At 38.9% G+C, this 23,901-nt stretch carries 24 protein-coding genes and 1 other annotated feature; all 24 genes read left to right on the top strand.

Going from position 1 to position 23,901, the window contains the following annotated elements:
- The first annotated feature begins 80 nt into the window (after window positions 1–80).
- On the top strand, window positions 81–1,541 hold the full coding sequence (locus tag JOC76_RS17000; RefSeq protein ID WP_205179417.1) for a UDP-N-acetylmuramoyl-L-alanyl-D-glutamate--2,6-diaminopimelate ligase: 1,461 nt from the start codon (window positions 81–83) through the stop codon (window positions 1,539–1,541).
- Window positions 1,542–1,543: 2 nt separating this feature from the next.
- A complete protein-coding gene (locus JOC76_RS16995; RefSeq protein WP_205179416.1) occupies window positions 1,544–1,987 on the top strand; it encodes a hypothetical protein in 444 nt (147 codons plus the stop codon).
- 1 nt (window position 1,988) lies between these two features.
- Complete coding sequence (gene mraY, locus JOC76_RS16990; RefSeq protein ID WP_205179414.1) at window positions 1,989–2,966, top strand: phospho-N-acetylmuramoyl-pentapeptide-transferase; 978 nt, start codon at window positions 1,989–1,991, stop codon at window positions 2,964–2,966.
- Window positions 2,967–4,319, top strand: coding sequence for a UDP-N-acetylmuramoyl-L-alanine--D-glutamate ligase (gene murD / locus JOC76_RS16985; RefSeq protein ID WP_205179412.1), 1,353 nt, complete (start codon window positions 2,967–2,969; stop codon window positions 4,317–4,319).
- Window positions 4,320–4,449: 130 nt separating this feature from the next.
- Window positions 4,450–5,550 carry a stage V sporulation protein E gene (spoVE, locus tag JOC76_RS16980; protein WP_205179410.1) on the top strand — a complete coding sequence of 367 codons (1,101 nt, stop codon included), beginning with the start codon at window positions 4,450–4,452 and terminating at the stop codon, window positions 5,548–5,550.
- Between the two features lie 138 nt (window positions 5,551–5,688).
- Complete coding sequence (gene murG, locus JOC76_RS16975; protein ID WP_205179408.1) at window positions 5,689–6,792, top strand: undecaprenyldiphospho-muramoylpentapeptide beta-N-acetylglucosaminyltransferase; 1,104 nt, start codon at window positions 5,689–5,691, stop codon at window positions 6,790–6,792.
- Between the two features lie 60 nt (window positions 6,793–6,852).
- Window positions 6,853–7,758, top strand: coding sequence for a UDP-N-acetylmuramate dehydrogenase (gene murB / locus JOC76_RS16970; protein WP_205179407.1), 906 nt, complete (start codon window positions 6,853–6,855; stop codon window positions 7,756–7,758).
- A 333-nt stretch (window positions 7,759–8,091) separates the two neighbouring features.
- Window positions 8,092–8,865: a cell division protein FtsQ/DivIB gene (locus JOC76_RS16965; protein WP_205179406.1), complete on the top strand. Its 774-nt coding sequence runs from the start codon at window positions 8,092–8,094 to the stop codon at window positions 8,863–8,865.
- Complete coding sequence (locus JOC76_RS16960) at window positions 8,831–9,568, top strand: DUF881 domain-containing protein (protein WP_205179405.1); 738 nt, start codon at window positions 8,831–8,833, stop codon at window positions 9,566–9,568. Before JOC76_RS16965 ends, JOC76_RS16960 begins: the two co-directional genes overlap by 35 nt.
- Window positions 9,569–9,609: 41 nt before the next feature.
- Entirely contained in the window at window positions 9,610–10,341 is a 732-nt protein-coding gene (locus tag JOC76_RS16955) for a DUF881 domain-containing protein (RefSeq protein ID WP_205179684.1), read from the top strand.
- A complete protein-coding gene (locus tag JOC76_RS16950; RefSeq protein ID WP_205179395.1) occupies window positions 10,341–10,703 on the top strand; it encodes a small basic family protein in 363 nt (120 codons plus the stop codon). Before JOC76_RS16955 ends, JOC76_RS16950 begins: the two co-directional genes overlap by 1 nt.
- Window positions 10,704–10,833: 130 nt before the next feature.
- A complete protein-coding gene (gene ftsA / locus JOC76_RS16945) occupies window positions 10,834–12,138 on the top strand; it encodes a cell division protein FtsA (protein ID WP_205179390.1) in 1,305 nt (434 codons plus the stop codon).
- A gap of 36 nt (window positions 12,139–12,174) precedes the next feature.
- Window positions 12,175–13,311 (top strand): cell division protein FtsZ, encoded by a 1,137-nt coding sequence (gene ftsZ, locus JOC76_RS16940; protein ID WP_205179388.1) that lies wholly within the window; start codon window positions 12,175–12,177, stop codon window positions 13,309–13,311.
- Between the two features lie 301 nt (window positions 13,312–13,612).
- Window positions 13,613–14,554 (top strand): sigma-E processing peptidase SpoIIGA, encoded by a 942-nt coding sequence (spoIIGA, locus tag JOC76_RS16935; protein WP_205179385.1) that lies wholly within the window; start codon window positions 13,613–13,615, stop codon window positions 14,552–14,554.
- 44 nt (window positions 14,555–14,598) lie between these two features.
- On the top strand, window positions 14,599–15,318 hold the full coding sequence (gene sigE, locus JOC76_RS16930; protein ID WP_205179383.1) for an RNA polymerase sporulation sigma factor SigE: 720 nt from the start codon (window positions 14,599–14,601) through the stop codon (window positions 15,316–15,318).
- A gap of 212 nt (window positions 15,319–15,530) precedes the next feature.
- Complete coding sequence (gene sigG, locus JOC76_RS16925; RefSeq protein WP_040204876.1) at window positions 15,531–16,310, top strand: RNA polymerase sporulation sigma factor SigG; 780 nt, start codon at window positions 15,531–15,533, stop codon at window positions 16,308–16,310.
- Window positions 16,311–16,485: 175 nt separating this feature from the next.
- Window positions 16,486–16,755: a YlmC/YmxH family sporulation protein gene (locus JOC76_RS16920; RefSeq protein WP_205179382.1), complete on the top strand. Its 270-nt coding sequence runs from the start codon at window positions 16,486–16,488 to the stop codon at window positions 16,753–16,755.
- A gap of 69 nt (window positions 16,756–16,824) precedes the next feature.
- Window positions 16,825–17,643 (top strand): peptidoglycan editing factor PgeF, encoded by an 819-nt coding sequence (gene pgeF / locus JOC76_RS16915; protein WP_205179381.1) that lies wholly within the window; start codon window positions 16,825–16,827, stop codon window positions 17,641–17,643.
- A 6-nt stretch (window positions 17,644–17,649) separates the two neighbouring features.
- Window positions 17,650–18,327 (top strand): YggS family pyridoxal phosphate-dependent enzyme, encoded by a 678-nt coding sequence (locus JOC76_RS16910; RefSeq protein WP_205179380.1) that lies wholly within the window; start codon window positions 17,650–17,652, stop codon window positions 18,325–18,327.
- 12 nt (window positions 18,328–18,339) lie between these two features.
- On the top strand, window positions 18,340–18,813 hold the full coding sequence (locus tag JOC76_RS16905; protein WP_205179379.1) for a cell division protein SepF: 474 nt from the start codon (window positions 18,340–18,342) through the stop codon (window positions 18,811–18,813).
- A gap of 5 nt (window positions 18,814–18,818) precedes the next feature.
- On the top strand, window positions 18,819–19,082 hold the full coding sequence (locus JOC76_RS16900; RefSeq protein ID WP_205179378.1) for a YggT family protein: 264 nt from the start codon (window positions 18,819–18,821) through the stop codon (window positions 19,080–19,082).
- Window positions 19,083–19,110: 28 nt separating this feature from the next.
- Window positions 19,111–19,884, top strand: a complete 774-nt coding sequence (locus tag JOC76_RS16895) for a YlmH family RNA-binding protein (protein ID WP_205179377.1) — start codon at window positions 19,111–19,113, stop codon at window positions 19,882–19,884.
- 86 nt (window positions 19,885–19,970) lie between these two features.
- Window positions 19,971–20,486, top strand: a complete 516-nt coding sequence (locus JOC76_RS16890) for a DivIVA domain-containing protein (protein WP_205179376.1) — start codon at window positions 19,971–19,973, stop codon at window positions 20,484–20,486.
- Window positions 20,487–20,536: 50 nt separating this feature from the next.
- Window positions 20,537–20,774 (top strand) — a binding site (T-box leader).
- A 75-nt stretch (window positions 20,775–20,849) separates the two neighbouring features.
- Window positions 20,850–23,621, top strand: a complete 2,772-nt coding sequence (gene ileS / locus JOC76_RS16885) for an isoleucine--tRNA ligase (RefSeq protein WP_205179375.1) — start codon at window positions 20,850–20,852, stop codon at window positions 23,619–23,621.
- Window positions 23,622–23,901: the final 280 nt, after the last annotated feature.

Here is a 23,901-nt window from a genome sequence, read left to right as displayed (position 1 = left end):
GATGGAACTTTCGTATAGAGTCATTTTTGGGCATAAACTGGAAATTGGCTATGTGAGGAAATGAGAGGATTTGAGATAAAATGAAGTTACAAGAGCTGCTTAAGAATTTGCACCCCATCGTTCCTTATAAGGGTGAAGGTCCAGAGATCACTTCCATTGAGAACGATAATAGGAAGGTGCAAAAGGGGAGCTTATTTATTTGCATTAAAGGATACACAGTGGATGGGCATGATTTTGCTGAATCAGCTATTAACAATGGAGCTGCTGCCATACTTGCTGAAAGACCTTTAAATTTAGAAGTTCCGGTTGTCATAGTGAAAGATACCACCAGAGCAATGGCTGTACTTGCTGATGCTTTTTACGGACAGCCAACCAAAAAACTACACCTAATTGGAATAACAGGTACAAACGGAAAAACCACCACGAGTCACTTAATTGAAAAGATATTGGCTGATGCAGGGAAAAAGACGGGCTTAATTGGTACGATGTATACCAAGATTGCCGATAAAACGATTGAAACCAAAAACACCACTCCAGAAAGTCTTACACTTCAAAAGACCTTTAAACAAATGGTTGAGGCGGGTGTGGATGCAGCGGTGATGGAGGTTTCATCCCATGCCCTAGATTTAGGCAGGGTCCATGGCTGTGACTATGATGTAGCCGTATTTACGAACCTCACCCAGGATCATCTTGATTACCATCAAACGATGGAGGAATATAAGCGGGCAAAAAGCTTATTATTTGCACAGCTTGGTAATACATTTGACTTAAGTAAACCCAAATTCGCAGTGCTTAATGCGGATGACGCTGCTTCAGAAATGTATAGCAGGTCAACAGCTGCACATGTGGTTACATACGGAATTGAACAAAAGGCAGATATAATGGCGCATAATATACAGATGACTCCGAAGGGAACAACCTTTGACCTTGTGTTTGAGGGCGGTATTTATCCAATCCAAATGCAGTTAATTGGAAAATTTAGTGTCTATAATGTACTAGCAAGTGTGACGGCTGCATTAGTATCCGGACTTGACTTAGAGCAAGTTATTCACTCCATTGAGAGCGTCGAAGGGGTTTCAGGAAGGTTTGAACTTGTCAATGCAAGTCAGGATTTTACTGTTATTGTGGATTATGCACACACACCTGATAGCTTAGAAAATGTATTGAAAACGATTCAGCATTTTGCCAAGAAGAAGGTCTTTGTGATTGTCGGCTGCGGGGGAGATCGCGACCGCACAAAACGGCCGTTGATGGCGCAAATAGCCTGTCAGTATGCAACCGATCCGATACTTACTTCAGATAATCCTAGAAGTGAAGATCCGATTGCTATCTTAAAAGATATGGAAGATGGGGTACAAGGGAAGAAATACCAAGTCATTCCAGACCGTAGAAAGGCGATTTATACAGCAGTAAATGAAGCATCCCCGGGAGATATTATTTTAATTGCTGGCAAAGGTCATGAAACCTATCAAATTATCGGTAAAGAGGTTCATGACTTTGATGACCGTCTTGTGGCAAGGGAAGCAATTAAGGAGAGATAGAGATGGTTTTAGCTATTAGTGACTTGGCTGGATTGTTTAGCGAGAAAAAAGGGGTCCTAGACGATTTGTTATTGGGGACAGTATCGGACAAAGCGGATACCTCCCAGCCATTGGGGTTATTTGTACCTGTGAATACAGAGTCAGGGGAACTGTTAGAAGCCATTTCCAATGGAGCTATCGCTGCCATTTGGGATCAGGATAGGGTAATACCTCGTTATACACCAACCCAGTTTCCGATTTTTTTTACCAAAGACCCTGCAGAAGCATTGAAGAAAATTATTGATTTTTATATTGAAAAACTAGATGGAGAAACGAACAAGCATATGGAGAGAACGAACTTTAATATTTCAAACAAATTACTTCTTAATAAAAACAATCAAACATATGATATAGCTGGGCATTTAGCGAAGCTGGCATTACAAAATAATCAGGATAGGAGGGGATAAGATGAAGGAGCAAGTTATTTTTTTCACAATAATAATGGGCTTTTTAATCTCAGTTTTACTTTCTCCCATTTTTATTCCCTTCTTGCGAAGATTGAAATTTGGACAAAGTATCCGCGAGGAAGGTCCTAAATCCCACCAGAAAAAATCAGGCACACCGACAATGGGGGGTGTTATGATTTTATTTTCTATCATTATTACCACTTTGGTCATGATAGGGAAATATGCAGACCATACACCGGTAAATGCTTTTTTACTTTTGTTTGTCACGTTTGGATTTGGTCTTTTGGGATTTTTGGATGATTTTATCAAGGTAGTTTTAAAACGGAACTTAGGGTTAACATCTAAGCAGAAATTTTTAGGGCAAATTATCATATCAGTCATTTTTTACTTGATCTATAAACATACTGGCCAGTCTACCGAAATCAAGTTTCCATTTGGTGATTTTTCCATTGATTTAGGCTGGGGTTATGTATTATTAATTATTTTTTGGCTTGTTGGCTTTTCAAATGCAGTCAATCTTACGGATGGTCTCGACGGTTTGGTGTCAGGCACCGCGGCAATTGCTTTTGGAGCGTTTGCAGTATTAGCTTGGAATCAAAACCAATTTGAAATTGCTGTTTACTCAGTGGCCGTTGTTGGGGCAGTTTTAGGATTTTTGGTATTTAACGCCCATCCTGCTAAAGTATTTATGGGGGATACCGGGTCGCTTGCTTTGGGCGGGGCGATTGCAGCAATTGCCATATTAACAAAGCTTGAAATTTTGCTAATCATCATTGGCGGTGTTTTTGTAATTGAAACATTGTCTGTTATTCTTCAAGTAGCTTCCTTTAAGACGACCGGAAAACGGATTTTTCGTATGAGTCCTTTGCATCATCATTACGAGCTAGTGGGCTGGTCGGAATGGCGTGTTGTAGTAACATTTTGGAGCGTAGGTTTAATATTTGCGATACTAGGTATCTATATTGAGGTGTGGTTATAATTGAAACAGATCGAATCTTATCGTTATAAAAAAATTCTTGTACTAGGTTTAGCTAAAAGTGGTGTTACGGCTGCTTCTTTGTTACATAAGCTTGGAGCATTTGTGACGGTGAATGATAAAAAGCCGTTATCGGAAAATCCTGAGGCGCAAGGTTTATTGGAGCAGGGAATTAAGGTGATATGTGGTGAACATCCGATTGAACTTTTGGATGAAGGGTTCGAACTGATTGTGAAAAACCCTGGCATTCCATATCACAATCCCATGATTGAAGGGGCTATCGAAAAAGGAATTCCTGTTATTACAGAGGTGGAACTTGCTTATGAGATTTCCGAAGCACCCTTTATTGGCATCACAGGTACTAATGGAAAAACAACGACGACTACCTTAGTCTATGAAATGTTAAAAGAAGGCAGCAAGCAGCCGCTGATAGCTGGTAATATCGGTACCGTTGCTTCGGGTGTGGCCCAAAAGGCTGAAAGAGACAATACGATTGTTATTGAACTCTCTTCGTTCCAACTAATGGGGATTAAGAGTTTTACTCCGAAGATAGCAATCATAACAAATCTTTATGATGCCCACTTAGATTATCACGGCACCAGAAAGGAATATATCGAAGCAAAAGCCAATATCACGAAGAACCAGACTGAGTCCGAATATTTAGTGGTTAATGCCGATCAAGAAGATACGATGGAAATGGCGCGAAACTCCAAAGCCACCATTATTCCTTTCTCTACTAAAAAGGAACTGCCAGTGGGTGCATATATCAAAGACGGCTGGATTACCTTTAATCAAGAGCCAGTAATGGAAATTGGCGACATAGCCTTACCAGGAGTCCATAACCTTGAAAACATCCTATCAGCCATGGCAGCAGCCAAACTATCAGGCGTAGACAACAGCGCCATTCAAGCAGTCCTCAAAACCTTTACTGGTGTCAGGCACCGTTTGCAATATGTCGCTGAGGTTAATGGCAGAAAGTTTTATAATGATTCGAAGGCAACGAATAGCTTAGCTACGATTAAGGCTTTGTCAGCTTTTAAGGCTCCAACCATTCTGCTTGCAGGGGGGCTTGACCGCGGAAATGAGTTTGACGAACTTTTACCGAATTTAACTAATGTCAAAGCGCTCATTACGTTTGGTCAAACCGCTCCTAAACTGGAACGTGTCGGGAAGCTTGCTGGAATAAAAACGATTAGCCATGTCGATAATGTTGACAAGGCCGTGCCTGAAGCGTATCGATACTCTGAACCTGGCGACGTTATCCTTTTATCACCGGCATGTGCAAGCTGGGATCAATATAAAAGTTTTGAAGTCAGGGGAGACATTTTTATCGAAGCGGTGCATAAGCTTAAGTAAGGGCTTGTCCGAAACGGAAGCGCCCGTTTTGCGGCATTTTGCCGCCGGGTGGCTTGTGCTAGACACTTACTAAGTTCTCAGCTTATCACTCTAGCGGAGCCCTAAAACACGTGGTTTGAGGTGGATAGCGGTGCCGACAAAGAGAACAACTCCCGACTTTATCTTAATGATTGTAACCTTTACACTTCTGGCAATAGGGCTTATCATGGTATACAGTGCTAGTGCTGTCTGGGCGGAATATAAATTCCAAGATTCCTTTTTCTTTGCAAAAAGGCAAACCCTATTTGCCGGGGTAGGAATTGTTGCTATGTTTTTTATTATGAATGTAAATTACTGGACTTGGAGAACGTATGCCAAAACAATCTTGATTGTTTGTTTTGTCTTATTAGTGCTCGTGTTAATTCCAGGAATCGGGAATGTTCGAAATGGTTCAAGAAGCTGGATTGGTGTGGGGGCATTCTCGATACAGCCATCGGAATTTATGAAACTCGCGATGATTGCATTTCTGGCAAAATATTTATCTGAGCGGCAAAAAGTTATAACATCCTTTAAAAAGGGTTTGATCCCTTCATTAGGTCTAGCCTTTATTGCCTTTGCAATGATTATGCTACAACCTGACTTAGGGACTGGAACCGTAATGATGGGAACCTGTGTTGTCATGATCTTTATTGCAGGGGCAAGGGTCAGTCATTTTGCCTTTCTAGGTTTATTAGGGGTTGGTGGATTTGTAGGCTTAATTGCCTCCGCACCATATCGGATTAAGAGGATTACATCTTTCCTTGATCCGTGGTCTGACCCGCTGGGAAGTGGATTTCAAATTATCCAATCCCTCTATGCCATCGGTCCGGGCGGATTATTTGGTTTAGGACTAGGCGAAAGCAGGCAAAAGTTTTTTTACCTGCCGGAACCCCAAACCGACTTTATTTTTGCCATACTTTCAGAGGAACTAGGTTTTATTGGCGGATCCTTCATTTTACTTTTGTTTGCTTTATTGTTATGGCGTGGCATCCGCATTGCACTTGGTGCGCCTGATTTATATGGAAGTTTCCTCGCTGTTGGTATTATTGCGATGGTAGCCATCCAGGTTATGATCAATATTGGCGTAGTTACCGGACTAATGCCAGTTACAGGTATTACACTGCCATTCCTAAGTTACGGGGGATCCTCGTTAACCTTAATGTTAATGGCCATCGGTGTTCTCCTTAATATCAGCCGATATTCAAGATTTTAAATGATACCCTGTCACATGCAGGGTTCTTTTTATGTTTAATGGCTTTCTTTATTACAATTAAATAACATTCTTTTTTCTATCGTGTATTTTCTTGTTTTTATAGTAGAATGTGTTTAGCAACTTTTTAGAGGTGAGAAAATGAAAGTAGTAGTTAGTGGCGGAGGGACTGGCGGGCATATCTATCCTGCTCTCGCACTTATTAGAGAAATTCAAAAAGAAAACCAAGAAGCAGAATTCTTATATATTGGTACAACAAATGGGTTAGAAAGCAAGCTTGTTCCAAGGGAGGATATTGCTTTTAAATCTATACATATTACCGGCTTTAAGAGAAAGCTATCTTTTGAAAACGTAAAAACGATTATGAGATTTATAAAAGGGGTTAAGGATAGTAAGAGAATCCTTAAAGAGTTTCAACCCGATATCGTTATTGGCACAGGCGGCTATGTATGCGGCCCGGTGGTATATGCTGCAAAAGGTCTTGGAATTCCAACAATTATTCACGAACAGAATAGTGTACCGGGTTTAACAAATAAATTCTTAAGCAGGTACGTAAACAAAATTGCTATTTGTTTTGAAGAAGCGAAGGAATACTTTCCTCGTGAGAAAGTCGTCTTTACTGGAAATCCTCGAGCATCAGAGGTGCTTGGCAAAGATGGAATTAAAGGTCGTCTTTCAGCAGGTCTTAGTACGACTAAACCTGCCGTTCTAATTTTTGGTGGCAGCAGGGGGGCAAGACCCATTAACGAAGCTGTAGTGAAGGCACTGGCAGAATTTGCTGAAAAACCATACCAGATTCTCTATATCACAGGGGACGTTCATTATGAGGCAGTACAAAAGGAAGTAGAATTAGTGGGCAATCCTCAAAATGTAGTGATTAAGCCATTTATTCATAACATGCCAGAAGTGCTTGCCGGGATTGATCTCGTTGTTTCAAGAGCGGGTGCAACTACACTAGCTGAACTAACCTCATTAGGTATACCAAGTATATTAATTCCAAGTCCATATGTAACCAATAATCATCAAGAAAAAAATGCAAGATCTTTAAGTGATTATGGTGCAGCACAATTGCTTTTAGAAAAGGATTTAAATAATAAAAGTCTTATTAGCCATATTGATCGAATTTTATTAAATCGCGATCATTTAAATGACATGAAAGCGAAAGCGAAAAAGATGGGTGTTCCTGATTCGGCACATCGGCTTTATGCTGTAATGAAACAATTGGTAAAACCAATTCAGAAGTAGCCCAAATTATGTTTATGCATAAACTGAAATTAACGCATCTAGGAAAGTTAGGTGAATTTAATGGAAGCAATTGTATCCGAATTGCAAACTTTAAATATTGGAAAAGTAAAACAAAATGAACCTTTGTTAAACCATACGACCATTAAAATTGGTGGGCCAGCTGACCTCTTTGTCGAGCCGTCCTCGATTGATAACTTAAAAAAAGTCATGGAAGTAATTGAAAAAAACGGAGTTCAATGGCGGGCAATTGGCAGAGGTTCGAATCTGTTAGTATCGGATAAGGGGATTGAAGGTGTGGTCATTAAGCTTGGACAGGGTTTGGACCATCTGCATATTAACGAAACCGAAATTACCGTTGGCGGAGGTTACTCCCTTGTTAGTTTAGCTACTTCTATTAGTAAAAAGGGTATGACCGGACTTGAATTTGCCAGCGGTATACCAGGTTCAGTGGGTGGAGCAGTGTACATGAATGCAGGTGCACACGGATCAGATATTAGTAAAATATTAGCGAAAGCTCATATTTTGTTTACAGATGGTTCAATGGAATGGCTAACAAATGAAGAAATGGAATTTTCTTATCGAACCTCTATTCTTCAAAAGAAACGGCCCGGTATAGTCCTTGAAGCTATTTTCAATCTAGAAATGGGTGACCGTGCTGCGATTGTGTCGCAAATGCAAAAAAACAAAGATTATCGGAAAGAAACGCAGCCATGGAATTTCCCTTGTGCAGGCAGTATCTTCCGCAATCCGCTCCCGAATTATGCAGGAAAATTAATTGAGGATGCCGGCTTAAAGGGCTTTAGTATTGGCGGTGCTAAAATTTCGGAAATGCATGGGAACTTTATTGTTAATGCAGGTAATGCAACAGCCAAAGATGTTTTATCTTTAATTCAGCATGTTAAGGAAACTATTTTTAACCTTTATGGCGTTAAAATGGAGACAGAAGTAGAAATAATTGGGCGATAATACAAATCCGCTAGCATGATTTTAACATTTAGATCCTAAGACATTTAAGTGGAATGATCCTTACTAATATTGTAAGAAATTCCTTACGAATGACAAATATTGTGTTATAATAATTGATAAGATTATAGATGGATATTAGCAAGAAAATGAGTGACGGCATGAATTTTCGTGCCGTTGTTTCTCGTTATCGTGACAGCTATTTATATAGGACGAGCTTTTTGATGTGTTTTAGGGCAACTGCTTATAGTTTAAAAGTACCTTAATGAAGGACTTTGTTAAACTATAACTTAAGCGCCAAGGTGCGCTCACGCTTTTCTTTTGGAGGAGTTATAGATGGAAAATGATAAAATCGTTGCTCTTGAGGATCGAATACCCAAACTGAAGGAACAAAGGCGCCGAAAGGCTAACAAACGTCTTGTGCTCCTTTTGATATTGTTTTTTACAATGATAGTTGTTATAGCCTATTCACAATCTCCATTAAGTCATGTAAAACATATTAGTGTGGATGGGAATGAAGTATATTCTGATAATGAAATCATAAAAGCAAGTGGTATTACCACGAATACGAATATTTGGAAGATCAAAAAAAGCAATACGTCTTCAAAAATTAAACAGTTATCAGAAATCAATCAGGCAAATGTAAAAATAAAATGGCCGAATACGGTTCAGATCCAAGTTAAGGAGCATAAAAGAATAGCATACCTTAAACAAGGCAAAAACTATCTGCCCATCATGGAAAACGGTAAAGTTTTAAAGGATAGAAAAACGGACATAATTCCAGTTAATTCTCCGATTCTTTTCGAATTTAAGGAAGGTAAAGTTCTTAACCTTATGGTTAAAGAATTAGAAAAACTTCCAAGTGAAATTATAAACTCCATTTCTGAAATACATTATTCTCCAAAAAAAACTGACCAGTATCATATTTCCTTATTTATGAATGATGGTTTCGAAGTTAGCGCAACACTAAGAAGCTTTTCGGAAAAGATGGTTCATTATCCTTCAATTATTAGCCAATTGGATCCTAATAAAAAAGGATTAATTGATTTGGAAGTTGGTTCATTTTTCAAGGCTTATGGATCAGGGGCGGAGGAAAGACAAGGTGAATAAGATTCGGGTAGAGCGTAAGCATTTTATCTTGTCCCTTGTTTGCTTAGTTCTAGGTTTTATCGTTGCTTTCTCTTATCACCTTACTCAAATCAAACAACAAAACGAAAAACATAACCTTTCTGATAAGCAATATGAAGAAACACTGGGACTTCGAAATCAATTAATAGCAGAAGAGGAAGCCAATCGTAAGCTGCAAAAGGATCTAAACCAAAAGCAAGCGCTGGTCCTTAAAAATGAACAAGATCTTTCAAAAGAAACACGAGATTTTCAAAATCTAGCTGTTGATGCTGAGAAATATAGAATGTTCATTGGAAAAGTAAAGGTAAAGGGTAAGGGGGTAAAGGTTACCCTTTCTGACGGTGCTTATGACCCGAAAGATGGAAATGTTAACAATTACCTTGTTCATGAGCAGCATGTTTTTAAGGTCGTTAATGAGTTATATGTCTCAGGTGCTGCAGCTATTGCCATTAACGGTCAGAGACTGACAAGCCGCTCCTATATCGTTTGTAACGGACCGGTGATTACAGTGGATGGGGTGCCATATCCTGCTCCGTTTGTTATTACGGCTATTGGTGATCCAAATGTTCTTTCTTCCTCTTTAAACCTAACTGGTGGGGTTAAGGATCAACTTGTAAATGATAATGTCGTTTTTACACTGGAAAAGGAAGATGAAATTGTTTTGAATCCAATCTTAGGCAGTTAATGTGTCCACAATCAAAGAATGGAGAAGGTTAGGTGAAAATGGTGGACAAGCCCAAATTAAATTTAAGTTTTACTTTGATTGCAACATTAGTTGGATTTATGATTGCCATTCAATTTCAAACAGTGAAGAAACCGGTTGAACGTGATACCCGAGATATATGGCAGCTTCGTGAAGCACTTTTAAAGGAAAAAGAACTACAAACCAATTTATTAAGTGAGATCCGTTCCAATGAGGAAAAACTATCAGCCTATGAATCTAAGCGAAAGCAAAGTAAAGAACAGGCATTAAAGGATACCTTACAGGAATTAAGAGTGGAGGCGGGGCTAACGGAGAAATCAGGCCCAGGGATTACACTCGTCATTGAACCAGTGTTAGAGGATATTCAGTTGGGGACGCCTGTTCATGATACAGTTTCACCTGAACTTTTGCAAAGGTTATTAAATGAATTGAATATGTACGAAGCGAAATATGTCGCCATTGATGGTCAGCGGATTATTAATACAACCGTCATCAGAGATATTAATGGGGTAACAAAAATTGATGGGCATACGATTAAAGGGCTGCCAATTGAGATAAAAGTGGGCGTCGATGATATGGATACAGCGCAAAAATTATCGGATCGAATGAATGTATCGAAAGCAAAGGATGAGTTTTTTACAGAGAGTTTAAAGCTTTCAGTTTCAGAAGCAAATCCCAATATTTCGATACCTGCCTATGATGATTCCATTCGAGTAAAGTACCTTGAGCCCATTAAAGAAGGAGGCGGTTCCTAATGTGGCTACCATTTGTGGGGTTGGTCGTTGGTATCATCCTAGGTCTGCTAACTGAAATTCGAATCCCCGAGGAATATTCCAATTATTTGTCGATAGCTGTTCTTGCTGCTTTTGACACACTTTTTGGTGGAATCAGGGCATACCTGCAAAATATTTATGATGAAAAAGTGTTTGTATCAGGTTTCTTTTTTAATATAGGACTTGCTGCAAGTTTAGCTTTTCTCGGTGTTCATCTTGGTGTAGACTTATATTTAGCAGCAGTTTTTGCGTTTGGTGTCAGATTGTTTCAGAATATCGCTGTAATACGGCGAATATTATTGACAAAATGGTCAACAAACAAAGAAAAAATAGAAAAAAGTTGAAATTTTTAAAGGGAAATATGTAGTTGTGACGAATAATTTTATAAGATATGACTATGAAACTAGTATTTAACATGAGCAAAATTTAAAATTGTTGTTCGATCCAAGGAGAATTAAAAGGAGGTGCCAAAGAATGAACAGCAATGAAATATATGTTAGTCTTGACATCGGTACATCCAGTGTAAAAGTAATCATTGGTGAAATGGTCAATGACTCTGGAAAAGACACGTTAAATATAATTGGTGTTGGGAATGTAAAATCAGAAGGTTTACGTAAAGGGTCAATCGTTGATATGGATGACACCGTTCATTCTATTAAACGGGCAATTGAGCAGGCAGAGAGAATGATTGGGATGGAGATCCGTGAAGTAGTGGTGGGGATCTCAGGCAGAGACATCATGCTTCAAAATTGTCACGGTATTATTGCCGTTTCAAGCCAAAATCGAGAAATTACCAATGAAGATGTCATACGTGTCATTGAGGCATCGCATGTGGGTTCAATCCCGCCGGAAAGAGAAAATATTGGTGTTATTCGTAAACAATTTATTCTCGATGGTAAAGATGAAATCAATGATCCCCGCGGGATGATTGGTGTTCGCCTTGAAATGGATGGAACTTTAATAACTGGTTCCAAATCAATTATCATTAATACATTGCGTTGTGTGGAAAGAGCAGGTCTTGATATATTAGATATTATCCTGCAGCCATTAGCAGCAGGAGATTTTGCTTTATCAAAGGATGAAAAAAATCTTGGTGTAGCACTTATTGATATTGGCGGAGGATCCACTACAATTGCCGTGTTTGAGGAAGGATTCCTTAAAGCTACTAGTGTCATCCCGGTTGGCGGGGATCTTCTCACAAATGATCTTTCAAAGGTATTGCACACCTCAACTGAGGATGCAGAAAATATTAAGATAAAATATGGACATGCCTTCTATGATAATGCCTCAGAAGATGAATTCTTCAGCGTACCAATCATCGGAAGTGACCAGCATCAGCAATTTAACCAACTCTATGTATCTGAAATTATTGAAGCTAGAATGGAAGAGATTTTTGAACTGATCGCGCATGAATTGAAACGCTTAGGCGTAATGGATTTACCTGGTGGTTTTGTCTTAACAGGTGGAACTGCCAAAATGCAAGGTGTGTTGGAGCTAGCACAAGATATGTTCCAAAATCCTGTCCGTATTGCCTCACCTGATTATATAGGTGTAAGAGAACCTCAATATACAACGGCGGTTGGTCTAATTAAGTACGCTTACAAGAATGCTAGATTACCGGGGGGAACCATCGGTTCGTCGACTTCAGCTGTAGCTGTTACTGAGCCAATCGAAAAAAGAATACCAAAACAACATCAACCTAAAACTAAGGTAGAAAAACAACCGGAAGAAAAAATGTCATCAAAAGTAAAAAAATTCCTTGGTTACTTTTTCGAGTAGTAGAAGAAGTAATGCGACGAATTAGGAGGATTTGTCATGTTAGAATTTGATACAAATTTAGATTCTCTTGCAACAATAAAGGTAATCGGAGTTGGCGGCGGAGGCAATAACGCAGTAAACCGAATGATTGAACATGGTGTTCAAGGAGTAGAATTTATTGCCGTTAATACAGATGCACAAGCCTTAAATTTGTCAAAAGCGGAAGTCAAAATGCAGATTGGTGCAAAGCTGACGCGCGGACTAGGAGCAGGCGCTAATCCTGAAGTAGGTAAAAAAGCTGCTGAAGAAAGCAAAGAACAAATTGAAGAAGCACTAAGAGGTGCTGATATGGTCTTTGTTACAGCTGGAATGGGCGGGGGTACCGGTACGGGTGCCGCGCCAGTTATTGCCCAAATCGCCCGCGATTTAGGTGCTTTAACAGTTGGTGTGGTAACACGTCCGTTTACCTTTGAAGGTAAAAAACGTTCGAACCAAGCATCTGGCGGTATTGGTTCAATGAAAGAAGCAGTCGATACACTCATCGTTATTCCTAACGACAGGCTACTTGAAATTGTTGATAAAAGTACGCCAATGCTTGAGGCATTCCGCGAAGCCGATAATGTATTGCGTCAAGGTGTTCAAGGTATTTCCGATTTAATTGCAACACCAGGATTAATTAACTTGGATTTTGCTGATGTTAAAACCATTATGTCCAATAAAGGATCTGCTTTGATGGGAATTGGGGTTGCATCCGGTGAAAATCGTGCAACTGAAGCAGCTAAAAAGGCGATTAATTCACCATTGTTAGAGACTTCTATTGATGGTGCTCAAGGTGTATTAATGAATATTACAGGCGGATCTAACTTGAGCCTTTATGAAGTTCAAGAAGCGGCTGATATTGTCGCAACTGCAACAGATCAGGAAGTAAATATGATCTTCGGTTCTGTTATCAATGAAAACCTAAAAGATGAAATTATTGTAACAGTTATTGCTACTGGCTTTAATGAAGAAGTAGCACAGCCAAAAGTAACACGTCCATCATTTGGACAAGTGAAACCTTCTAATAGCCCTGTAAAGAGAGAGACTAAACGAGAAGAAATTCCACAAGAACCACCTGTCCGCAATAACAATGTTTCACAAGATGAAGCACTTGATATTCCTACTTTCTTACGAAACCGGAATAGAAGAAGGTAACAGGAAGCGTAAGCATCTGTTAAGCGAAGTACACTAGTCGCTAGGCGCTGAAGCTGAACTATTTTAAAAGTTCAGAGATAGAAAATTAATAATATTAAAAAAGGCGTAGTCCCCTAGGGATTACGCCTTTTTAATATATTCAACTAGATAAATATGACAAATTCCGTTTCGGATAGTGAAAATTTCTAATTTTTTGATTACAGAAAGTGACACACTTCCGCTAGGAAAGTACGTTATACTTTTTCGTAAACAGAAGAATAGAAACATAGTAGCCTATAGCCGCAATAAGGAGGAAGCTCGTTTGACGGTTTATTTAGATGTTATTTGGGCTCTTAATTTTTTATTCGATAGCCTGCTATTGTATTTAACAGCCATTTTCCTTAAAAGAAAAATACACATCTGGAGATTACTTGCGGGTGGTTTTATCGGCTCATTGATCATTTTATTATCGTTTACCCCACTAAATGCCTATACTAGCCAACCCATATCCAAACTTATTTGTTCTATGTTTATGATTCTTATGGTCTTTGGATTTAAGCGGTTATCTTTTTTCTTTAAAGCCTTAATGACGCTATATGTTTCTACATTTTTAATTGGCGGAGGCTTAATGGGGGCGCATTATTTCATTCAATCTGATTTAGAACTGTCAGTAAAGGTTCTCTCTTCTAGTGTAAAAGGATTTGGAGATCCAATTAGTTGGTTGTTTGTTATTATTGGTTTTCCATTAGCTTGGCACTTTGCAAGAAAAAATGTAGAAACAATGGAAATGACCAAAATCCAATACGACCAAATTGTTAAGGTTCAAGTGAAATTGGATGATGTCATTCTAAATTTTAAAGGATTGGTCGACAGTGGAAATCAACTATATGATCCGTTGTCTAAACTCCCTGTTATGTTTGTCTCTCTTAAAGAGCAACTCGATGCTATACCTGAGCCGATTAGCAGGCTTGCTGCAGTGGACCCAGAATCTTTCATACTGGAGAATCGAGAGGGGACCCATACATGGGAGCACAGGGTAAGAATCATTCCGTGTAAGGTCGTTGGACAAGAGCATCAGTTAATTGTGGCCATCAAACCAGATTTGATTTTAATCGAACATAACAGTGTTCAATATCTATGTGAAAAGGGTCTAGTCTCCTTTACGATGCAGCAGCTCTCAGCAGATGATGCCTTTGAATGTATCGTTCATCCTAAAATGCTGACGGGACCTAGGCAGCAAGGAGGGGCTGTGATGGTAAGTTAATATTACTATACTCAGAAAAAATTGATTTAGAAGGAGGAACATGCATGAAAAAATGGAGATTTCGCTTAACTTACTACTGGTATAAATTATTAATGAAACTCGGACTTAAAACAGATGAGGTCTTTTACATCGGTGGAAGCGAAGCATTACCACCTCCTTTGAGTAAGGATGAAGAAGAGGTTTTATTGAAAAAGCTTCCCGGTGGGGATAAAACAGCAAGGTCCATTCTCATTGAACGTAACCTCCGTCTTGTTGTTTACATTGCCAGAAAATTTGAGAATACGGGCATTAATATCGAGGATTTGATTAGTATTGGAACAATTGGCCTCATTAAAGCCGTCAATACGTTTAACCCGGAAAAGAAAATAAAACTTGCTACATATGCTTCAAGGTGTATTGAAAATGAAATTCTAATGTACTTACGACGGAACAATAAAATTCGGTCAGAAGTATCGTTTGATGAACCGCTGAATATCGATTGGGATGGAAATGAGCTGTTATTATCAGATGTTTTGGGAACAGATGATGATATTATTACAAAGGATTTAGAGGCTAGTGTTGACAGAAAACTACTAACAAAAGCATTACACCAACTTACAGATCGTGAAAAGCAAATAATGGAGCTAAGATTTGGTCTGACAAATGGGGAAGAAAAAACCCAGAAGGATGTTGCTGATATGCTTGGGATTTCCCAATCGTATATTTCAAGATTGGAAAAGAGAATTATTAAGAGGCTTCGTAAAGAATTTAATAAGATGGTATAAAAGAAAGGATGGATGGGTAAACATACAGTCTTTCTTCCAAAATTTTAGAGATTAAGAAAAATTTTTCTTCCAAAAAAAACTAACTAAATTCATGATGTAATGGCATTTTTCGACAAATATGCACCTGTCCATGCTTGAGGGCAGGTGCATATTTTTCCTTCTCGGGGAGATACTGTTTTTTGTACAGCAGCTCCTGTGAGGAGGGAAAAGGATTGACTCGGAATAAAGTTGAAATTTGCGGTGTAGACACATCAAAACTTCCTGTTTTAAAGAACGAAGAAATGAGAATACTCTTCAAGCAAATGCAAGAGGGCGATATAAGTGCCCGTGAAAAGCTTGTCAACGGTAATTTACGACTTGTCCTTAGTGTCATTCAGCGGTTTAACAATCGAGGCGAGTTTGTTGATGACTTGTTTCAGGTTGGCTGTATTGGACTCATGAAATCAATTGATAACTTTGATTTAGGTCAAAACGTGAAGTTTTCCACGTATGCCGTACCGATGATCATAGGAGAAATTCGAAGATACTTACGTGATAATAATCCCATCCGTGTGTCGCGTTCCTTAAGAGATATCGCCTATAAAGCACTTCAGGTTAGGGAAAGATTAATGAGTGAGACGTCACGTGAACCAACTGCTGAGGAAATCGCCAAGGTCTTAGAAGTACCGCATGAGGAAATTGTCTTTGCCCTAGATGCAATCCAGGACCCGGTCTCCTTATTTGAACCCATCTATAATGATGGCGGTGACCCAATTTATGTAATGGATCAACTAAGTGATGAAAAAAATAAAGATATCCATTGGATTGAAGAAATTGCTCTTAAAGAAGGCATGCGGAGACTAAACGAGCGAGAAAAGCTTATTTTACGGAAGCGGTTTTTTCAAGGGAAAACACAAATGGAAGTTGCCGATGAAATTGGAATTTCTCAAGCACAGGTATCACGCCTTGAGAAAGCAGCAATAAGACAAATGAATAAAAATATCCAAAGTTAAAGCTGTCCACCTGGACAGCTTTATTTTTGGGGCTGTGTTAAAAGGAGAATCGATATTCTAACAAAGTTGATTGGAGCACCTGGAGCGGAAATCAACTTCCAGGTTTAATTTTATATATATAAAACAGCCTCATGAATCATATAGTGTTAATAGTATGTTAGTGGGAGGGGCGGACATGGTGAAAATATCAGAATTCCAAATCAAAGATGTCGTCAATGTATCCGATGGTAAAAGGCTTGGGAATATAGGGGATATTGAGATAAACTTAACAACAGGAAAAATCGATGCTGTTGTTATTTCGAGAAACGGAAGAGTCCTTGGGTTTTTCGGGAAAGATGAGGATATAGTCATCCCGTGGAAAAACATACTTAAGATTGGTCAAGATGTGATCTTGGTTAGGTATAAAGACCATAATGAATTCATTGAGGAGCAAACGGAAGTTTGATATTTTCTATTTGCGATGACCAAATTTTCTTTTCATGGTAAACTATAGAAAAACAAATGAGGTAAATGAATGGAACCCTTTGTGAAAAAACATCAATCCTATTTTTCACTTGATAGCTGGATTAATCAATTTCCTGAACTAACGGCTGGCTTTTCGACGAAAAACGGAGGGACGAGCAAAGGAAACTTTGAATCCCTCAACCTTGGATTTCATGTTAGCGATGATTTATCAACCGTTTGTACAAATAGAGAAAAAATGGCTCAGGTCCTGCAGTTCCCTTTAAGGAACTGGGTTGGGGCTGAACAAATACATGATACAGTCATCAAAAAGATTACCAAAGCAGACCGTGGAACTGGATCCGATTCCTATAATCATGCATTTAAAGGCACAGATGCCTTTTATACGGATGAAGAGGGAATCCTGTTAACACTATGTTTTGCTGACTGTGTCCCTCTTTATTTTCTTGCTCCTGATAGAGGGATGATTGGAATCGCTCATGCCGGATGGAAAGGGAGCGTGGGCTTAATTGCCAAGAAAATGATCTTGGCTTGGGGTGAAGAAGGGATAAGACCAGAGCAGATTGTCGCCGCCATAGGACCATCTATATGCGAAAAATGTTATATTGTAGATAAACATGTTATTAACCTGGTAGAAAAATCACTAGAAGTAGGCGAAGCATTACCCTATAATTTAATTAGTGAAGGACAATATTCCCTAAATTTACAGGAACTAAATAGACAGATTCTTCTTGAATCAGGTGTACCAGAGCGAAACATTCTTCAAACCCACTTATGTTCTAGTTGCGACCAAGAAGAATTTTTTTCTCACCGTCGCGACAAAGGCAGCACGGGAAGAATGATGAGTTTTATTGGCTGGAAGGAGAAGTAGTACATCATGAAAGTAGTTGAAAACTTAAAGAGAATTAATCAACAAATAAATGAAGCCTGTCAAAAAGTAAATCGAAGTATTAAAGAAGTGACGTTGATTGCTGTAACCAAATATGTCAGCATTGAACGAGCAGAGGAAGCACTAGATGCTGGGATTGTTAATCTGGGTGAAAATCGAGATGATAGTCTTTTAGAAAAGTGGGAAGTATTACAGGACAAGCCTATATGGCATTATATTGGAACACTACAAACTCGCAAGGTTAAAAACATCATTGATAAGGTTGAATATATCCATTCATTAGATCGTGAATCACTTGCCGAAGAAATAAATAAGCGGGCTAACCAAAAAATAAAATGTCTTGTCCAGGTCAATGTTTCAGGTGAAGAATCCAAACACGGTCTATCTATAGAAGAAGCAATGCCATTTATCGAATCCCTTTCAAAATTTGAGAATATTGTCGTCGATGGGCTCATGACAATGGCTCCTTTTACAAATGATGAACAAATTCTTCGAGATTGTTTTCGAAGATTAAACAATCTTCGAGAACAAATACAGAAGATGAACCTGGAGTTTGCACCATGTACTCACCTCTCAATGGGCATGTCAAACGATTTTGCCATTGCCATTGAAGAAGGGGCGACGATGATTAGAATAGGTACTGCACTTGTTGGTGAAGAAGAATAAGGAGAGAAGAAAATGACGCTTAAATCAAAATTAAAAACATTTTTCTTTTTAAATGATGAATATGATGATAACAACGATGAATATGTAGAGCCACCAGTTCCTGTCAAACAAAAACAGCAGCCTGTTAAGAGTCAAAATGTTGTCAATTTCCAAAGTGTACCAAAACCGGTCAGTTCGTCCAATCCATCGTCCAATTCAGTAAAATCATCAAAGGTCATTTTAGTAGAGCCTTTGTCTTATTCAGAGTCAACTGATATTGCTGATCATATAAAAAATCGCCGTGCTGTTGTCGTCAACCTTCAAAGCGTTAACCATGATCAAGGACGGCAGATAGTGGATTTTCTTAGCGGAGCTGTTTATGCCATTGGCGGAGATATTCAGAAAATCGGCTCTAGCATCTTTCTATGTACTCCTGATAATGTAGAGGTGACGGGGAATATCACTGAGCTTCTAACTGATCACAATAACCCAACGACAAGGTGGTAATGTGAATGGCGTTAGTTTTTAGTCTGTTACAGCATGTAATACAAATTTATTCATGGGCATTAATTATCTATATATTAATGTCTTGGTTTCCAAATGCTAGGGAATCTTCCATTGGACAAATATTAGCCCGGATCTGTGAACCATATTTAGAACCGTTTAGAAAAATTATCCCTCCTATTGGTATGATGGACATTTCACCAATCGTGGCATTCCTTGTTTTAAATTTTGCCAGCAGCGGTTTATACAGTGTCTATTCATGGCTTACTTAGGAATCATACTAGATTGCGTAGGTAGAGAATGAACATTTATCAACATTTTCGGCCAGAAGAACGGGACTTTATTGACCAAGTTTTACAATGGAAGAGCAATGTCGAACAGCAATACGCTCCAAAGCTAACTGATTTTCTTGACCCGAGAGAGCAGCATATTCTAAAGATGTTGATTGGTGAACATGGGGACGTGAAATATCAGCTATTTGGGGGAGTTACTGGAGTAGAAAGAAAGCGTGCACTTATTTATCCAGATTATTTCATTCCCAATGAAGCTGATTTTCAAGTGAGTTTATTTGAGATTCGATATCCTAAAAAGTTTGTCACTATTGAACATCGGCAAGTATTAGGTACGCTAATGTCTTTAGGTCTTATACGAGGGAAATTCGGCGATATCTTAATTAGTGAGGGGCGTGTTCAATTTTTCGCAGCCTTGGAGATAAGCCAATATATAAAAAATAATGTCGAGTCCATTGGCAGGGCAGGGGTTTCTCTTGTTGAATTAAGTATGGAGAATGCGGTTGCATCGTTAGATTTATGGGTTGAAAATGAATTAACATTATCTTCTCTACGGCTTGATACAGCCATTTCCGGAATTTATCATTTATCGCGGCAAAAATCGCTTGTCTTAATCCAGCACGGTCGAGTTAAGGTTAATTGGACCTTAATCGAGAATCCTTCTTTTCTGTGTGAGGAGGGGGATTTGATTTCGGTCAGGGGCTATGGCAGAGCAAAGATTGCGGGAATAGATGGAAAAACAAAAAAGGAAAAATGGCGAATTACAGTAGGAAAACAAAAATAATTGCAATATAAGCAGGAATTTAGAAAAAACTGTCGAATATTTGCAAGTACATATATAAGCACAGAGATTGCATGGAGGTGGCATTAATGCCTTTAACGCCGTTAGATATTCATAATAAAGAATTTAATAAGGGTTTTCGGGGATATGATGAAGATGAAGTAAATGAATTTCTTGATCAGGTTATTAAGGATTATGAATTAGTTCTGAGAGAAAAAAGAGATCTAGAAGAACGTTTAAATGAAATGAATGATCGTCTTGGTCATTTTGTAAACATTGAAGAAACGCTAAACAAGTCAATTGTTATTGCGCAAGAAGCAGGCGAAGAAGTAAAACGCAATGCTCAGAAGGAAGCAAAACTTATTATAAAAGAAGCTGAGAAAAATGCTGATCGGATTGTAAATGAATCTCTTTCAAAAGCAAGAAAAATTGCCCTTGAAATTGAAGATTTAAAGAAACAGTCAAAAGTTTTCCGTACACGTTTTAAGATGTTAATTGAGGCACAGCTTGACATGCTTAATACTGATGATTGGGATCATTTATTAGAGTATGAAGTCGATGCTACAGAATTAAAGATACATGAAGAAGAAGATTCATTAGCTTGACGAAATGCATTTTATTAGCATATAATTTTTAAACATAGTAAATAGAATGAAAATTGACGATGAAAGGGACAGTACAATTTTTCTTAAGCTATTCTTAGCGAGTCGGGGGTGGTGAAAGCCCGATATAGTTGAAAAATTGGAAAATCACCCTCGAGTTCCGAGTTGAAATCCCATTTGGGACAGTAGGCTTAGGCGTGTTATTCACGTTACGAATGGTAAAGAGGATAGTACTCAAAGGGTATTATTTATCAGGGTGGTACCGCGGGAATAAACCTTCTCGTCCCTATTTGGGATGAGAAGGTTTTTTTATTTGTCTTTTGGCTATTCTGATTATATGAACAAGGATTTAGGAGGAAGAGGAAAATGGAATATAAAGATACGCTTTTAATGCCAAAAACGGAATTTCCGATGCGTGGCAACCTTCCCCAAAGAGAACCTGAAATCCAGGCCAAATGGGAAGAAATGAATATTTATCAAAAAGTACAAGAACGGACAAAAGGTCGTCCTATGTTTGTCCTTCATGATGGACCTCCTTACGCTAATGGAGACATCCATATGGGGCATGCTCTTAATAAGATTTTAAAGGACATGATTGTCCGCTATAAATCGATGAGTGGATTTCATGCTCCATACGTTCCTGGTTGGGATACACATGGTCTGCCAATTGAGCAGGCATTAACGAATAAAGGTGTTAAACGGAAAGAAATGACAGTTGCTGAATTCCGTGAACTTTGTACAAAATATGCTCTTGAACAAATTGATAATCAACGGACTCAATTTAAGCGACTTGGTGTAAGAGGAGATTGGGAGAACCCATATATCACCCTAAAACCAGAATATGAGGCGCAGCAAATTAAAGTGTTTGGCGAGATGGCCAAAAAGGGCTACATTTATAAAGGTCTTAAGCCAGTTTATTGGTCTCCATCTAGTGAATCTGCTCTAGCTGAAGCTGAAATCGAATACCAAGATAAAAAATCCCCTTCTATTTATGTAGGTTTTAAAGTAAAAGATGGTAAGGGTGTCCTCGATACAGATACACAAATTGTCATCTGGACAACAACCCCTTGGACTATTCCAGCCAACCTTGGTATTTCTGTCCATCCTGACCTAACTTATGCGGTTGTTGCGGTTAATGATAATAAGTATCTGGTTGCGGAGAGCTTATTAGAAGCTTTTACAAAAGAAGTGGGCTGGGAAGATGCAGAGGTTGTTCAAAAAGTAAAAGGCTCTGATCTAGAATATATTATTGCCTCACATCCATTATATGACCGTGATTCTTTAGTAATGTTAGGAGAACACGTCACAACGGATGCTGGTACCGGATGTGTTCATACAGCTCCAGGACATGGTGAAGATGACTTCTATGTTGGTCAGAAATATGGCTTAGAGGTATTATGCCCTGTCGATGATAAAGGTGTTATGACAGCTGAAGCAAAGGGCTTTGAAGGATTATTTTATGATACGGCCAATAAATCAATTGTTCAAGCATTAGAAGAAGCGGGCGCGTTGTTAAAGCTATCCTTTATTACACACTCCTATCCACATGACTGGAGAACCAAAAAGCCGGTTATTTACCGTGCTACTGCACAATGGTTCGCATCGATTAAGGATTTCCGTGACCAACTACTTGAAGCAGTAAAAGAAACGAAATGGGTACCAGCCTGGGGCGAAACAAGGTTATTTAATATGGTCCGCGACCGAGGAGATTGGTGTATTTCTCGTCAACGTGTTTGGGGTGTGCCAATTCCTGTATTTTATGCAGAAAATGGCGAAGAAATTATTACTGATGAAACGATTGATCATGTTTCAAATCTTTTCCGTGAAAATGGATCAAATATTTGGTTTGAACGGGAAGCAAAGGATTTACTTCCAGAAGGATTTACGCATCCGGGAAGTCCGAATGGTACCTTTACGAAAGAAACAGACATCATGGATGTTTGGTTTGATTCTGGCTCTTCTCATCAGGCTGTATTACTTGAGAGAGAGGATTTAGTACGACCAGCAGACCTTTACCTAGAAGGGTCAGACCAATATCGCGGCTGGTTCAACTCATCATTATCAACTGCTGTAGCTGTAACTGGTGAAGCACCATACAAAGGCGTATTAAGCCATGGCTTTGCGCTTGATGGCGAAGGCAGAAAAATGAGCAAATCACTAGGGAATACAGTTGTTCCTGCAAAGGTTATGAATCAATTAGGCGCAGATATTTTACGCCTATGGGTCGCTTCTGTTGACTATCAGGCAGATGTTCGCGTATCTGATCCGATTCTTAAACAAGTGGCAGAGGTTTACCGTAAAATCCGAAACACGTTCCGATTCTTGTTAGGAAACTTAGCTGACTTTGATCCAGCCGTAAACAAGGTTGCCTACGAAGACTTACGTGAAGTAGATCAATTTATGCTTGTGAAACTCAATAAATTAATTAAATACGTAAAGAATGCCTATGAAAATTATGAGTTTGCCGGTATTTATCATGCTGTTAATAATTTCTGTACGCTTGATTTAAGTGCATTTTATCTTGATTTTGCTAAAGATGTCCTTTATATTGAAGCAACTGATAACCATGAGCGTCGTGCAATCCAAACAGTATTATATGAATCACTGTTAGCACTAACAAAGTTAGTTTCGCCAATCCTTTCACATACAGCGGATGAAGTTTGGCAGTATATCCCGGCTGTTACAGAGGAAAGTGTACAATTAACAGATCTTCCTGAATACCAGGAATTAGAAGGGGCGAAGGCTCTTGAAGAAAAATGGTCTGCCTTCATGACGCTTCGAGATGATGTGCTTAAGGCGTTGGAGGAAGCACGTAATCAAAAGGTAATTGGAAAGTCTTTAACAGCAAAAGTATCATTATATGTGAATGGAAAATCAAAAGAATTATTGCATTCGATTAACGAGAACTTGAAACAATTATTTATTGTGTCAGGTTTTGAGGTTGCAGGAACATATGATCAAGCACCTGATGATGCGGTTAAATTAGAGACAGCTGCTATTGTGGTAACAAAAGCGGAAGGTGAAACATGTGAACGCTGCTGGATTGTTACACCTGACGTTGGTCAAAATCCGGAACATAGCACTCTTTGCCCGCGCTGTGCAGAAGTCGTAAAAGAAAATTATTCACATTTAGCATAATTTAATGTCCCTTGCCAATAGGTAAGGGACTTTTTTAAAAGATAAAAAGGTAATAATTTCTACTTCGAGAATTGTGCAGCTCCAGGCGCCATAGGCTCGAGGTCACAAGCTTATCCAGTGACGGCTCCTTGGGACTCAAGGCATAAGATGCCCCCCTGAAGAAGGCAAAAAGCGCCTTCTTACAGGGGGCATCTTATGCCCTCGTCCCAGAACAGTCGCCTCCACATTTAAATCAATCCGTCCAAAAGGCTAAAGAACAACCTTTCGGCCAGCTCGTCTT

Source organism: Neobacillus cucumis, assembly GCF_016908975.1.
Lineage (GTDB): Bacteria > Bacillota > Bacilli > Bacillales > Cytobacillaceae > Neobacillus > Neobacillus cucumis.
Note: the sequence above shows the minus strand (reverse complement) of the source record. Positions and strands in the feature narration are given on the sequence as shown.